Here is a 14,155-nt window from a genome sequence, read left to right as displayed (position 1 = left end):
GCATATTTTCGCTTCGGGCGCCCTAAAGCGAAGGACTTCCAGAAGCCCATGACTGAAGAGCAACACAAACGAATGATGAAGGAAGCGAAGGACCATCCAAAACCGCCACAGATATCGGTTGCTGCAAGCCACTGTGGGGCGGGATGCACTCTGGGCGACATCGGCGCGGAGTTTCTCGTCTTTGCTCTAGCCCTGAAGTTCTGGGGGTCAGATCTCTGGGCGAGTTTCGTAATCGACTACATCTTTGCCTGGACGCTCGGAATCGTCTTTCAGTACTTCACCATCGCGCCGATGCGCGGGCTCTCGTTCTTCCCAGGAGTCTGGGCGGCTATTAAGGCCGACACCCTCTCCATTACCGCATGGCAGATTGGGATGTACGCGTGGATGGCTCTGACGTACTTCGTCTCCTTTCCGGGGCCCCACCTGCACCCAAACAAGCCACAGTACTGGTTCATGATGCAGATCTCCATGATCGTCGGCTTTCTAACCTCCTATCCGATGAATTACATCCTTGTGAAAACCGGCCTCAAAGAAGCGATGGCGTAGAAGGCGAAATGGCGCTCGCACCTGTAAGGTATTACGGCCTCAAGCGTCAGCCAAATATGGAGACACCTATGAGCTGCTGCGGTAATGATGAAATTAACACGGCCGATCCGGTATGTGGCATGACGGTCGATCCGACGAATGCCGGGGGGCAAAGCGAATTGCAGGGCGTGACATATTACTTCTGCTCGTCGGGATGCAAGCGGAAATTTGACGCCGACCCCACCAAGTACGTCCACACCTATGAGCAGGAAACTTCATCAGAAGCGCACAACGCAGAGGCCGAACCGACGAAGCAGGCAATCGACCCTGTCTGTGAAATGAGGGTTGATCCGACAAAAGCAGCCGCATCGGTGGCGCAAGGGGGTACGACGTACTGGTTCTGCAGCCAGAACTGCGCGACCAAGTTTCGCACCGATCCCGAGAAATACCTGAAGCCGAACCGTGCCAAAGGAAAACCTGCTTCGCGTGACGATCGAGCGAGTGAGTATGTGTGCCCGATGGACCCTGAGGTTCGCCAGACGGGGCCCGGAGCCTGCCCGAAGTGCGGCATGGCGCTCGAACCGGCCACCGTACTCCCTCCGTCCCTACGGACTGAGTACACGTGCCCGATGCATCCGCAGATTGTTCGTTTCAAACCAGGAGCCTGCCCCATCTGTGGAATGGCTTTGGAGCCAAAGGAAATTACGAGTGAGGAGGTAAACCCCGAACTCCGCGACATGATACGGCGCTTTTGGACCAGCATTGTGCTCACCATTCCACTGCTCATGCTCATGGCTTCCGACATGCTGCCATCCAAGCCATTGCAGCACATCCTCTCCGGCACCACTTGGGGATGGCTTGAGCTTGCAATCGCTACTCCTGTGGTGTGGTGGTGCGGATGGCCGTTTTTCGAGCGGGCATGGCAGTCTGTCGTTCATCGCAGCCTCAATATGTTCACCCTGATTGGGCTCGGGACCGGAGCTGCCTACCTCTACAGCCTTGTCGCTACGGTAGCCCCGCAGGTCTTTCCAGTGACAGCCCGGAATGCCGATGGACAGATCGGCCTCTACTATGAACCGGCCGCAGTGATCGTCGCGCTGGTACTCCTCGGCCAAGTCATGGAACTGCGTGCTCGCAGCCGAACCAGCAGCGCCCTGCGGTCGCTTCTCGGCTTGGCGCCGAAGACTGCTCGCAGGATCGAAGCCGACGGCCTGGAATCCGACGTCCCGCTCGATCAAGTTTTTATCGGCAACATACTGCGAGTCCGTCCGGGCGAAAAGGTACCGGTTGACGGTGAGGTCATCGACGGTAATAGCTCGGTCGATGAGTCGATGGTTTCAGGCGAGTCTATCCCGGTTGAGAAGGCACCTGGAGCCAAAGTCGTCGGTGGAACCATCAACGGAACCGGCGGATTCACCATGCGCGCTGAACGTGTCGGTGCGGACACCCTCCTCTCCCAGATCGTGAAAATGGTCAGTGCCGCGCAACGGACTCGCGCCCCAATTCAACGCGTCGCGGATAGGATCTCTGCGTACTTCGTTCCCGCAGTCATCGCCTCGGCCGTGCTGACGTTCGCACTGTGGTACGTGCTGGGCCCTCAGCCGAAGCTCGCTCATGCCGTGGTAAGCGCCGTCGCGGTGCTGATCGTGGCATGTCCCTGCGCTCTGGGCCTCGCGACACCGATGGCGATCATGGTTGGCACAGGCCGTGGCGCAGGCGCAGGCATCCTTGTTCGGAATGCCGAGGCCCTGGAACTCTTCGGCAAGGTGAACACATTGCTCGTCGACAAGACCGGAACTCTGACAGAAGGCAAGCCTACACTCACAGCCGTCAGACCGCTGCCGGACTTCGATGAAAGTGAACTCTTGATGTTGGTCGCCAGTCTTGAACGCTCCAGCGAACATCCGCTGGCAGCTGCGATCGTGCATGGGGCTGAGGCCCGCCAGCTTTCCTTACGCGACGTTCGCGAGTTTGCGTCCATCACCGGAAAGGGCGTGCGTGGTGTGATCGAAGGAAAAGATGTGGCGGTGGGAAATTCGGAACTGTTGCGCGAGATCGGGGTCGATCCCACGGTGTTCAGCGTGGAAACGGACACGCTGCGAAGTCAGGGAATGACAGTGATGCTCGCTGCCATCGACCGGAAAGCCGCGGGGCTCGTGGCTGTCTCTGATCCGATTAAGCAATCAACTCCAGAGGCGATCCGCAAGTTGAAAGCGGACGGGCTGACCATCATTATGGTCACGGGAGACAACAGCAGAACGGCAAAGGCGGTTGCGGACAAGCTCGGCATTGCTTTCGAAGCAGATGTCCTTCCTGAACAGAAGGCTGAGGTTGTCAAGAGACATCAACAGCTAGGGCAGATCGTCGCAATGGCTGGCGACGGTGTGAACGACGCTCCCGCCCTTGCACAGGCTCAGGTCGGCATCGCCATGGGAACAGGTACTGATGTTGCTATTGAAGCTGGTGGGATCACTCTCGTGCGAGGCGATTTGCGAGGGCTCGCCCGTGCGCGCAAGCTCAGTCAGGAGACGATGCGAAACATTCGACAAAATCTTTTCTTTGCCTTTATCTACAACGGACTTGGTGTTCCTCTGGCGGCAGGCATCCTCTATCCCTACTTCGGTGTGCTTCTCAGTCCGATGATCGCAGCGGCGGCAATGAGTTTCAGCTCGGTATCTGTAATCGCGAATTCGCTCCGGCTGCGTCATGAATGAGATCGCGGTCTCGTCTGCGAGTGCTGCTCGTGACTAATGCGCGTTGCTGACAGCTCGTCCTGCTCATGCCGTTGAACCTGGCCACGGAACTGCGATCTTCTGTAGGACTCGGCACTGAACTGTTCTCCAGCCCAATACGTGAGGATGTGGAAGGAAGGAGCTCCCTCCCTGTTTACGGATCTCTTCACATCTCTCCTCCCCACCTCTGAGGGCTGTTACAGACTGTGACGAACTCGTGACTGTGGAATATCAATGCAAATCGGTCTGTCCTATGTGCCCGGACAGACCGATTCTTGTAGATTCCGCCTAATCGTTAGGCTAAGCGGAGTAGCCCAGATCAACTTTATCCTTCTGACTCTTTGTTCTTATTTGAATGGGCCGAGAGGGCTGCAATGATCCTGCAGTCTCCGATAGGCCGCTTGCCATCGCACGAGATTCTGATCTGGCGGAGTTCGGATGCAAGCCGGCTCAGATCGGCGATCTTCGCCTCAACGTCTCGCAGATGGTCCTCTGCCAAATTGCAGACGTCCTTGCAGGAAGAATGCTCGACGGACGATAGGTGAAGTAGATCGCGCACCTGTTCGAGAGAGAAGCCCAGATCGCGGCACCTCCGCACAAAGCATAAGCGTTGGACGTGCTCTGGCGAGTAAACCCGATAGTTCCCGGCGGTCCGGTCGCAGGCCGGAAGAAGCCCGATTTGCTCGTAGTAGCGGATCGTGACGACCTTCACTCCAGACTGTTTTGATAACTCTCCGATGCTCAAAGCTGTTCGCATAGTTGACCCTATAGCAACTATAGACTTTAGCCTGTCGCTATGAAACAGCTTGCTCTGGCGGCGGTCTTTTGTCTGAATGTCGCACTTTTCGGACAAACTGAAGCGCACAGCGTTCATGTCGCGGTCGGGGATACCGCAGGTCCTGTAGCGGGCGCAGCGATTTCGCTTGGGGGCGTATCCGGCACAACGAGCGCGGATGGCACCGTAACCCTACTCGTTCCTGGCAGTGCCGCCGATCTCATCGTCAACAAGGAAGACCACCAAACCTTCCAGTCTCACATCAGGATCGAGCAGAACGAGCAGACAGAGATCGAAGTTGAGCTGGCGGCAAAACTGGAAGCTCAGGAAGAGGTCACGGTCTACGCTACCCGTACCAATGTCCGCCTTCAGGATTCTCCCCTGCACGTTGAAGTGCTGTCTGAAGACGAGATCAACGAAGAGTTGGCGATGCGGCCAGGCGATATCAGCATGATGCTCAATGAAATGGGCGGCATGCGCGTGCAAACCACCTCGCCAGGCTTGGGAGCCTCCAGCCTGCGAGTTCAAGGAATGCGAGGCCGGTACACTGCCTTCCTCTCAGATGGACTGCCGCTGTTTGGACAAAGTGGTGCCGGGTTGGGACTCTTGCAGATCCCACCAATGGACCTCGGTCAGTTGGAAATCATCAAGGGCAACGCATCTGCGTTGTACGGAAGCTCGGCAATGGCCGGGGTAGTCAATCTCATCTCCCGTCGGCCTACCGAAAAGCCGATACGCGAGTTCCTCATCAATCGATCTTCTCTGGGCGCCACCGATGGATCGATGTTTCTTGGACAAAAGCTCACTCCTCATCTCGGCGGGACCCTGCTGGGAGGCGGTTTCACTCAGGACGCGAGAGATCAGAACGCTGACGGATGGGCTGACGTCGCTTCTTACCAGCGGGGAGTCGTGCGTCCACGATTGTTCTGGGACGACAAGCAGGGCAACTCTGCGATGCTGACAGGCGGCTTCGTCTATGAGAACCGGGCTGGCGGTACATTGCCGGGTTCCGTTCTCGCCGCCACTGGCCAACGCTACATTGAATCGCTCCTCTCTCGCCGTTATGACCTCGGTGGCGAGATGCAGCGTTTGCTCGCAGGCAAGTACATCCTGATGGCTCGCTTCACCACTTCGGATCAAGAGCATCGACATGAGTTCGGCCAGGATGACGTAGAACATGATCGCCATGACCTGTTGTTCGGAGAAGTTTCCATCCGCGGAGGCTCTAGCAAGAACACATGGGTCGCCGGCTTTGCCGAGGTCCGCGACGCGTACCGTCCGCATGACGTTCCTCGCTTCGCTTATACCTTTAGCGCTCCTGGGCTGTTTGGAGAGGATGACCTGACGCTGACTTCCTGGCTGAGCTTGTCAGGGAGCGCACGTGTGGACTTCCACAATGTGTACGGAACCTTCTTCAGTCCACGCATTTCGGCTTTGATCCGTAAGGCAGGATGGACGAGCCGCTTGTCCATAGGACAGGGCTTCTTCGCGTCTACCGCTCTGACGGAAGACACAGAAGCGGCGGGGCTGGCGAAATTGCATCAGCCGACTGCTCTCAAGTCGGAGCGAGGCCGGACCGCATCGACTGATCTATCGAGAACATTCGGATCGATCAGTCTGAGCGGCACGCTGTTCGCCTCTGAAATCGACCGTCCGGTCTACGTAGATCGAGGCGACACGTATTCCATCTTCAACCTCGCCGGTCCAACGCGTAACTACGGGACGGAGTTGCTCGGGACATGGCGCAAAGCCCCGTTCACAGTCACGACTACCTATACGTACGTCCGCACCAGCGAACCGGAGCCAGGAGTCGGTCGCGTGGAAGTTCCGCTAACACCTCGCCACAACCTTGGAGTGGTGGGGATGTGGGAGAAGGAAGGTAAGACCAAGATCGGGTTAGAGTGCTACTACACCGGGACACAACGTCTGGAGTACAACCCGTATCGGGATACCTCGGTACCGTACGTCCTCTTCGGCGCGTTGTTCGAACAAAAGATCGCCTCCCATGTGAAGCTGTTCGTCAACGCCGAGAACCTTGGCGACGTTCGTCAGACGAAGCATGATCCGCTGCTTTTGCCGGTTCGTGAGTCAGACGGACGCTGGACCGTGGATGCCTGGGCACCCTTGGACGGACGCGTCGTGAACGGCGGCGCACGTCTTATTTTCTGAGGATAGAGTTTCCAATGTCATCACCAGAGTGCCGCTCCAAGGGTCAGGATGTTCCGCCGTCGAGACGAGCAGTCTGGTTGCAAGTCGCAACCCTTGTTTGGATGACCACAGAATGCGGGCTCGCGCTCTACGCCGCCAAACAAGCTCATAGCCCAATGATGCTGACCTTCGGATCGGACAGCCTCATCGAATGGTTATCAGCGACCGTCGTCCTCGCCCAATTCATTGGAGCCTTCGCTATTTCCGAAGCGGTTGCAACACGCGTAGCAGCAGTGCTGCTCTATCTACTTGCTGTAGTCGTCGTCATCATCGCGGGCGTTTCTCTCTCAGGACACTTAAGACCTGAGACTAGCTTTCTAGGTATGGGTGCTTCCGCAGCGGCACTCCTTGTGATGCCGCTGCTTGCCCACCTGAAGCGCCGGGAAGCGAGGTCTATTGGCAACAGCGCTCTCGCTGCAGATGCGGTTCAGTCTGCCACATGCGCCTACCTCGCCGCGCTAACTTTGCTGGGACTCGGGGTAAACGCCGTCTTCCACGTGCCATGGTTTGATTCGACAGCCGCTCTGATCGCCGTGCCTCTCTTGTTGAAGGAAGCACGAGAAGCGTGGCGAGGTAATTTCTGCAGCTGCTGAAGCTGTCCCCACAACCCGTTCGGTAAGAGCGCTACACGCCGCGAGATCGGCTCTTTCGCTTTAGCGCTGTTACTGGCTCAAGGGGTAGGCGGACCGAACTAGTGGCAGCACCGGCCCTGGAGTTGGACCGGCGGGCATTTGACAGAACCATATGAGCAGAAGACGCAGCAATCTCCAACCAACGGCCGAATCAGGGTATGGCATTCATCGCACTCATGAAAGAACTGGCAACAATCGAGAGGCATCTTCTCCAGCGTCGTGTGGCCGCACGTGGGACAGCTCAGCATCGATTCCAGGATGGCCGTCGTGGTCGTCCCCACTACCTTTTTTCCCCGCTGTGCAGAGTTGAAGGAAAGCCTGCGTTCGTCGTTGCCTTCATGAGTGCAGCCGGATTTGTCGTGCCCGAATCGTACTTTACGGTCGCAGTCTTGTGGTCGTAATCCACTTTCGTGTCGATCACTCCCGGCACCTTTTCGAGCGCCTTGTGGATGGTGATCGAGCACATGGAGCAGGTCATGTTCTTTACGTCGAGGACGGCGGTCTGTGGTGTTCCAGCGAACGCGGATGCCGGGAGGGAGATTAGCAGAGCAGCTAAGAGCTTACGCATTGGTTTATTCCTTTCAACGATAGAAGAGAGGCAAAATCCAAGGACTCGCCACTGAGGCAAGCGATAGTGGCACGAAGACCCAAAACAAGATCCTCTGCACACGCCTTGTGCGATCAGCAACGCAATTATCTTCCACGCTGCAGGTCTGCGGAACCAGATAAAGCTTGCGAAAGGCCAGGCCAAGAAAGATAACGGTAAGCGCGATAAAGATTGGGCGGTAGGGTTCCAGAGCCGTCAGATGGCCGATCCAAGCGCCACCGATTCCCAGACTGAGAAGAAGAAGCGGCCCTACGCAACACGCCGACGCCCCGATTCCGGCGAGCAGTCCGCCCGCAAGAGCCAGCTTCGTGTTCGCATTCGATGAGGACTGCATCCAATCCATCCTTCCTCATTTCACTCTAAACCCCGTACCATGGTACGGGGTCAAGAGAGGACGTATGAGCGATAGCCTGACGATCGGAACATTAGCAAAGCACGGTGGGGTGAGCGTCGAGACCATTCGCTACTATCAGCGACGCACTCTCTTAGACGAGCCACAGAAACCCAACGGAGGTTTTCGACACTATTCAGAAGAATCGGTGAAGCGCGTTCTCTTCATCAAGAGAGCACAGGCGCTGGGTTTCACCCTAGAAGAGATCCAGGGGCTACTCGCTCTCGATCAACGGAAAGCCTGTCTGGAGACACGCGAAGTTGCCGCCCACAAGATGGAGTTGATTGCGCAGAAGATTGCCGACCTGTCGAGGATGAAAAAATCGTTAGCTCGTCTCGTACGATCCTGCGATGCCTCTGTGGAGAATGCGCCTTGTCCCATCATTCACCTGTTGGCCGATGATTAGCTCAGCGCTATATGCCCAGATTCTCTGCCTCAATTAAGCCTTGTACCCTCTGCTTCACCTCATCCCGGATCGCCCGCACTTCCTCTACGGGAAGCCCTTTCGGATCGCGAAGCGGCCAGTCGTCACGGCGAAGGCCAGGGACATACGGGCATTTGTCACCGCATCCCATCGTTATGAGGAGTTGTGCGTCACGCGCCAGTTCTTCCGTTAGCTTCTGCGGCTTGGCATCGCTCAGGTCGATGCCAATTTCCTGCATCATGACGAGAACCTCTGGATGGACACGCAAACCGGGCTCCGTACCTGCCGAAATGGCCTCAGCCTTTAATGGATCGGCTAGATGGTTGAAAAAGGCAGCGGCCATCTGAGAACGACCTGCATTGTGGACGCAAGCGAATATCACCTTAAACATTGGCTCTCCTAGAAACATTCGAAAGATTTGCGCTCCATGCTTGAGAAGCCATCTGGACCGGGTCCCAAGGGCTGCTGAGAGGGGGCGTATAGCTGAGATCAAGGTCGGACACCTGATCGACCGTCATTCCTTGAAACAGTGCGGCAGCAAAGATATCGACTCGCTTAGAAATCTCCGCGCCCCAACGGCCCAGAATTTGCGCTCCAAGAAGCCGTCCGGTGTCGCTGTCCCCCGTAACGCGCAAGTGAAGCGGTGACGCGCCGGGATAGTAGGCCTTGTGGTCATTCGCCGCACTCATGACGGTTGCCGCTGGCAAGCCCTCACGTTCGGCTTCGTCCTGGCGCAAGCCCGTCCGTGCGATCACGAGATCGAATATCTTGACGACCTGTGTGCCGAGGGAACCGGCAAACTCTCGATTTCCGCCGAGGGCGTTCTCGCCAGCGACCCTGCCTTGCTTGTGTGCCGTCGTACCAAGCGGCATATAGGTGTAGCGGTTGAGAAGACGGTGCCAGGTCTCGCCGCAGTCTCCCGCAACATAAATATCCGGGACGCTGCTTTCCATGCGTCGGTTGGTCACGAACGCTCCCTTAGTGCCCACCTTCAGGCCTGCTTCCAGACCGAGTTCGCTGTGCGGTTTGACACCAACGGCGACCAACACCAGGTCACAGTCCTGCTCGAAGCCGCTGCTACCTGAGAGATGTAAGCCAGCACCCGTCTCAGAGATGGCGTGCGCGTCGATGCTCGTATTGACTCGAACACCGTGCTTCCGTAGTTCTTCCGCGACGATCTCTCCAAACTCAGCATCGACGGTTGCGAGAACGGTCGGTGTGCGGCTCAAGACCGTCACTTCTATACCGCGATGCGTGAGAGCATCGGCCATCTCCAGCCCTATGTATCCAGCGCCGACGATGACCGCTCGTTGCGGCTTCGCGCTATCCAGATACTGATGAACCGCGAAGCTGTCCTTCATGGTGTGTAATGGGAAGACGCCGGGAAGAGTGCCACCTTGAATCTTCGGCTGGACGGGGCCTGCTCCAGTGCCAATCACAAGCTTGTCGTATGGGAATGACGCTTCGCCTTCACCCTGCACAACCACTCTTACGGTCTTGCCTTCGGGGTCGATCTGATGCGCACGATGGCCCCGCCGCACCGCGATGCCGTCAAACTCCGTCCTATGCGCAAGACTCCGCCAATGGGGTGTTTCTCCGCTTATATAGAACGGTAGACCGCAGATGCTGTAGTTGGGAAAATCATCGTCGAGCAACACCGTGATGTCGGTTTCAGGAGCAAGCTCGCGAGCGCGCAAGGCCGCACTGATTCCCGCATCGCTGCCGCCGATAATTAGGAGCTTCATCTGCTTCCTCACTGCTGCCCGATGTTGTCGAGTTCTTTTTTTATCGCCATCGAATCAAGGCTTGCGAGAGGCAGGTAAAGCATCAACGAGATCCTCTGTTGCAGCATGGAAAAAGCCTGCTTGTAGGCCCTTTCGGAATCAGCTCGTGAACCTGTCACAGCGACGGGATCTGGAACGCCCCAATGTGCCGTGATTGGTTGTCCGGGCCAATGCGGGCAGGTTTCCTGCGCTGCGTTGTCACAGACCGTGAACACAAAGTCCAGTTGGGGAGCACCAGCAACCGCGAACTCCTCCCAGGACTTGCTCCGCAGTCCCTCCGTGCTGAGCCCGGCCGAGGCAATCTGGTCCAGAGCCTCTGATCGAACAGTGCCGGACGGATGGCTTCCGGCACTGTACGCGGTGAAGTTTGGTGCACCCTTATGATTCATGATCGCTTCCGCCATGATGGAACGCGCGGAGTTGCCAGTGCATAAGAAGAGAACGTTGTAGTGCGGCATGGTCGACCTCGTACGGAAGCAGCGATTCGGTTGGATTAGGAGCAGCAATTAGGCCCGCAGCAGACCTGAGTTGCGGAGGCACTGGGCTTGAGGGCGTAGACCTTGACGCTTGCAGCGGCGGCGTTCACGTCGTACTTCGAGAGGAGTTCTGTTAGTTCCTCGTGGACCGTTAGCTCCGTGGTCGCCGTCGGTGTGCAGCACGAGCTTTCTCCCATCGAAGGAGAGCAGCACCCAGCCTGGTTCTCGACCTTTGCGTAGGCGTTCAGGTCCGAGCCACTGTCCACGATCCCGACGTGCTCAAATCCAGCCGCGAGAAGACCGTCCCGGTAGTCGTCCATCTTGATGGCGCCGCCGATGCAACCAACATAAGCGGCCATGCTTTTGGCAATGTCCTCAGGCAGTTCGTGCTTCAAAGCGATGTCACTGACGGCGAGCCGCCCACCAGGCTTCAGAATGCGGGCAATCTCTCGGAACACAGCAGGCTTATCGGGTGCCAGGTTGAGAACACAGTTCGAGATGACACAGTCAACAGAAGCATCAGGTAGTGGAATTTTGTCGATCTCAGCCAAATAGAATTCGACGTTGGTGTAGCCACCGCTCAGAGCATTGGCACGGGCGCGTTCAATCATCGAAGGCGTCATGTCGATGCCTATGGCGCGTCCGGTCGGCCCTACCTTCTTCGACGCGAGGAACACGTCCAGACCGCCGCCAGAGCCGAGATCGACCACCACTTCGCCCGACCGCAAATGAGCTGTGGCGGTGGGGTTTCCGCAGGAAAGTCCCATGTTTGCATCAGCAGGGATGGAAGTGAGTTCCTCCGCTGAATAGCCGAAGGCTTCGGCAACCGCCTGCACTCCCGCATGTTCGTTCGAAAGATTGCTTTCCGCAACAGCGCCATACTTCGACCGGACCGAATCCAGAATCTGCTCCGACATAGTTCCTCCTCATATCTGCTTTCGTGAATATATGACTTGCGTTCGCATACGTCAAGGCGTATACATAAATTTATGGCAAAGCAAGCGTTCAATATGGAGCGGTTCTTTCAAGCTCTAGGGGACAATACGCGGTTACGCCTCTTGAACCTCATGGGGGACCAAGAGGTCTGCGTGTGTTACTTCGTGGAGATTCTTGGCGGGCCTCAGCCGAAAGTCTCAAGGCATCTCGCCTATCTGCGTAGTGCCGGCATTGTGTCGGCTCGGCGGGAAGGAAAGTGGATGCACTACCGGGTCGTCATGCCGCCACACATCGGGGCCGCGCACATTCTGAAGCAGACACTGGACTGGCTTAAAGAGGAGAAAGCGATGCAGAAGGATCGCGCGCACCTCACTAAAGTTTGCTGCTCGCCGTCGAAGTACGCGTCCCTCGACGGCGCTCCTGTCCCCACCACGATTCAAGAAAACTCCTGCGAGGCCTGCTGATGTCTACCGCTCCCTTCACCCAAGGTCAGGTCTGCGCCCCGGCAGCCCGCAAGAAGCTTTCGTTCCTTGACCGCTTTCTTACGCTCTGGATTTTCCTCGCAATGGCAATCGGTGTTGCAGTCGGGCACTTCGTGCCTTCAACTGCGACCCTCGTGAATCGCTTTCAGAGCGGTACTACGAATATCCCCATCGCAATCGGGCTGATCCTCATGATGTTCCCGCCTCTGGCGAAGGTGCGCTATGAGAAGTTGGGAGAGGTCTTCCGCAACAAGCGCGTACTGGGTCTCTCTCTGGCTCAGAACTGGATCATTGGGCCGGTGCTGATGTTTCTGCTCGCGATCATTTTCCTGCGCGGCGAGCCTGCCTACATGCGGGGCCTGATCCTTATCGGCATTGCGCGGTGCATCGCGATGGTGCTGGTGTGGAATGAACTCGCCGAAGGCGACACGGATTACGTGGCCGGTCTGGTCGCGATCAACAGCGTCTTTCAGGTGCTCTTTTACAGTCTCTATGCGTGGGCATTCCTGACGGTTCTACCGAAGTGGTTCGGTCTCGAAAGCAGCGTCGTACACATCGGTATCGGTCAGATCGCGAAGAGCGTCGGACTCTATCTCGGCGTTCCTTTCGTCGCTGGATTCCTGACGAGGTTTGCCCTCATCCGACTCAAGGGTGAGGAGTGGTATCGAACGCGCTTCATCCCCCGCATCAGCCCCATCACTCTGATTGCTTTGCTCTTCACGATCATGGTGATGTTCTCACTGAAGGGCGACCTTATCGTTCGTTTGCCGCTCGACGTCGTGAAAATCGCCGTGCCGCTTGTCGTCTACTTCCTCATCATGTTCCTCATCAGCTTTTGGATGGGAAAGCGCCTGGGTGCGAACTATGCACAATCGGCGACGCTTTCCTTCACCGCCGCAGGAAACAACTTTGAGTTGGCTATCGCCGTTGCGGTGGCTGTGTTTGGCCTGAACTCAGGCGAGGCATTCGTCGGCGTCGTCGGTCCGCTGATTGAAGTGCCTGCGCTGATCGGACTTGTGAACGTCGCGTTCTGGATGCGCAAGCGCTATTTCGCACTCGGGGGAGATGGGTTCGAAGTGCATTCGGTGGAAGATGCTCCTTAATCGGGCGCCGCATCTTTGATCTGCCGTTGCATACCGTTGCGCAGAATTTCTATCGAACCGCAGGCTCACGCCTCATAGGAGCCGTGCGAGTTGCTGCGCATTCAAAATCTCCACGCGGTACTGTGTCTTGAGCCAGGCGCGATGTTCCCTATCGAAGACAGACCGTGAGATGGCCGTCCCGCCGTGATCTTCCGTGCAGAGGTAGTCATTGCCATAGGCGATGTGTGCCGCGACAAGATCGCCATCGGCCGATTCTGCGAACGCCTTCTCAATCTGCCGCTTCTCCTTGTTATGGCCTTCGGTCGAAGCCCACTCGTAGACGCCGTAGATTAAGGCACGATCTGAAAGGGTGACGGGCCTCGGCTCGTCTAGACGTGCGGTGAATTCTTTGACGAGCGATATCAGTGCGCCCTCGCCCACGCCCCGGTCAACAATCGTCCGGACGACTTCGCCAAACCGCTCGTTGTAATCCGCCGTAGCAAAGACCTCTTCTGCATAGATGTGGGGATTGTTCCGCAGGCGATCCGGCACGGGAAGCCCGATATACGGTGTGGACAGTAACTTGATGCCGAGCGTCAAGGCCTCTTGTAGTTCTTCTTCAAATTCGTCCCCGATGCCCGGATGCAGGTCGTGTCTGGCTTGGATGTTGATGCCCATCCCGTGGAAGCCGGGTCCGTTCGATGAACTCCCTACCTCTGTCTTTGGCACGTTTTGCGCGTAGAATCTCGCCCGGTGTCTTTTCTGGATGGCCTCGACTGTCCCGAAGCCTTCGCTGATGAAGCCGCGAATCCGTCCACTGCGAAGTGCATCGTTGAGAGCGACCAGGGCAAAGTAATTGGGACTGGACGTATGCCGCTCCGGGAACACCAGTCTGTTCCAGACGTTCGTGTCGAACGTGACTCGCATCGTCGTACCCTCACTTTGAATATCTCCCACGATAACGGTTCCATTTGCCGGGAAGAAGGCTCTTCCCGCGCCGCAGCCGCGCTTCCGCGTCTTAGCTCCCATCTCCAGCGGGCCTGTTCCTGCCCGCAACGCCCACCCTCATGTCTTTTGCGTGCTGCGCACGCTGCTAAGGAA

Annotated in this window: 13 protein-coding genes and 1 pseudogene; 7 read left to right on the top strand and 7 right to left on the bottom strand. The window is 57.1% G+C overall.

Annotation, left to right across the window (positions count from 1 at the left end; genetic code table 11):
• Positions 1-75: 75 nt before the first annotated feature.
• The 4 genes and pseudogenes from PW792_04280 (at position 76) to PW792_04265 (ending at position 6,833) form a co-directional block, all read left to right on the top strand.
• Positions 76-471: pseudogene (locus tag PW792_04280) on the top strand (DUF4396 domain-containing protein).
• Positions 381-3,239, top strand: coding sequence for a heavy metal translocating P-type ATPase (locus PW792_04275; GenBank protein MDE1161148.1), 2,859 nt, complete (start codon positions 381-383; stop codon positions 3,237-3,239). Before PW792_04280 ends, PW792_04275 begins: the two are co-directional and overlap by 91 nt.
• Positions 3,240-4,053: 814 nt before the next feature.
• Positions 4,054-6,201: a TonB-dependent receptor gene (locus PW792_04270; protein MDE1161147.1), complete on the top strand. Its 2,148-nt coding sequence runs from the start codon at positions 4,054-4,056 to the stop codon at positions 6,199-6,201.
• Positions 6,202-6,278: 77 nt separating this feature from the next.
• Positions 6,279-6,833 (top strand): cation transporter, encoded by a 555-nt coding sequence (locus PW792_04265; GenBank protein MDE1161146.1) that lies wholly within the window; start codon positions 6,279-6,281, stop codon positions 6,831-6,833.
• Between the two features lie 319 nt (positions 6,834-7,152).
• Here the strand turns inward: PW792_04265 and PW792_04260 are convergent, their stop codons facing one another.
• Complete coding sequence (locus PW792_04260; GenBank protein MDE1161145.1) at positions 7,153-7,440, bottom strand: cation transporter; 288 nt, start codon at positions 7,438-7,440, stop codon at positions 7,153-7,155.
• Between the two features lie 13 nt (positions 7,441-7,453).
• Positions 7,454-7,813 (bottom strand): mercuric transporter MerT family protein, encoded by a 360-nt coding sequence (locus PW792_04255; protein ID MDE1161144.1) that lies wholly within the window; start codon positions 7,811-7,813, stop codon positions 7,454-7,456.
• A 64-nt stretch (positions 7,814-7,877) separates the two neighbouring features.
• Between PW792_04255 and merR the strand changes: the two genes are divergently transcribed.
• The gene (merR, locus tag PW792_04250) at positions 7,878-8,276 is read left to right on the top strand and encodes an Hg(II)-responsive transcriptional regulator (protein MDE1161143.1); all 399 of its coding nucleotides are present in this window, start codon (positions 7,878-7,880) and stop codon (positions 8,274-8,276) included.
• 7 nt (positions 8,277-8,283) lie between these two features.
• Here merR and PW792_04245 read toward each other — a convergent pair whose 3' ends face one another.
• Genes PW792_04245 through arsM form a run of 4 tightly spaced genes read right to left on the bottom strand, consistent with a single transcriptional unit; the run spans position 8,284 to position 11,471 of the window.
• Complete coding sequence (locus PW792_04245; GenBank protein MDE1161142.1) at positions 8,284-8,685, bottom strand: arsenate reductase ArsC; 402 nt, start codon at positions 8,683-8,685, stop codon at positions 8,284-8,286.
• Positions 8,678-10,039 carry an FAD-dependent oxidoreductase gene (locus PW792_04240; protein MDE1161141.1) on the bottom strand — a complete coding sequence of 454 codons (1,362 nt, stop codon included), beginning with the start codon at positions 10,037-10,039 and terminating at the stop codon, positions 8,678-8,680. The genes PW792_04245 and PW792_04240 overlap by 8 nt, the downstream gene beginning before the upstream one ends.
• 8 nt (positions 10,040-10,047) lie before the next feature.
• The gene (locus PW792_04235) at positions 10,048-10,536 is read right to left on the bottom strand and encodes an arsenate reductase ArsC (GenBank protein MDE1161140.1); all 489 of its coding nucleotides are present in this window, start codon (positions 10,534-10,536) and stop codon (positions 10,048-10,050) included.
• 35 nt (positions 10,537-10,571) lie between these two features.
• Entirely contained in the window at positions 10,572-11,471 is a 900-nt protein-coding gene (arsM, locus tag PW792_04230; GenBank protein ID MDE1161139.1) for an arsenite methyltransferase, read from the bottom strand.
• A gap of 72 nt (positions 11,472-11,543) precedes the next feature.
• Here arsM and PW792_04225 point away from each other — a divergent pair, with 72 nt between their 5' ends.
• Entirely contained in the window at positions 11,544-11,954 is a 411-nt protein-coding gene (locus tag PW792_04225; GenBank protein ID MDE1161138.1) for a metalloregulator ArsR/SmtB family transcription factor, read from the top strand.
• Complete coding sequence (arsB, locus tag PW792_04220) at positions 11,954-13,075, top strand: ACR3 family arsenite efflux transporter (protein ID MDE1161137.1); 1,122 nt, start codon at positions 11,954-11,956, stop codon at positions 13,073-13,075. Before PW792_04225 ends, arsB begins: the two co-directional genes overlap by 1 nt.
• Positions 13,076-13,147: 72 nt before the next feature.
• Here the strand turns inward: arsB and PW792_04215 are convergent, their stop codons facing one another.
• Positions 13,148-14,083, bottom strand: a complete 936-nt coding sequence (locus tag PW792_04215; protein ID MDE1161136.1) for a hypothetical protein — start codon at positions 14,081-14,083, stop codon at positions 13,148-13,150.
• Between the last annotated feature and the right edge of the window lie 72 nt (positions 14,084-14,155).

It is taken from the genome of Acidobacteriaceae bacterium (genome assembly GCA_028283655.1).
Classification (GTDB): Bacteria; Acidobacteriota; Terriglobia; order Terriglobales; family Acidobacteriaceae; genus Granulicella.
This window is presented reverse-complemented; position numbering and strand designations above follow the sequence as displayed.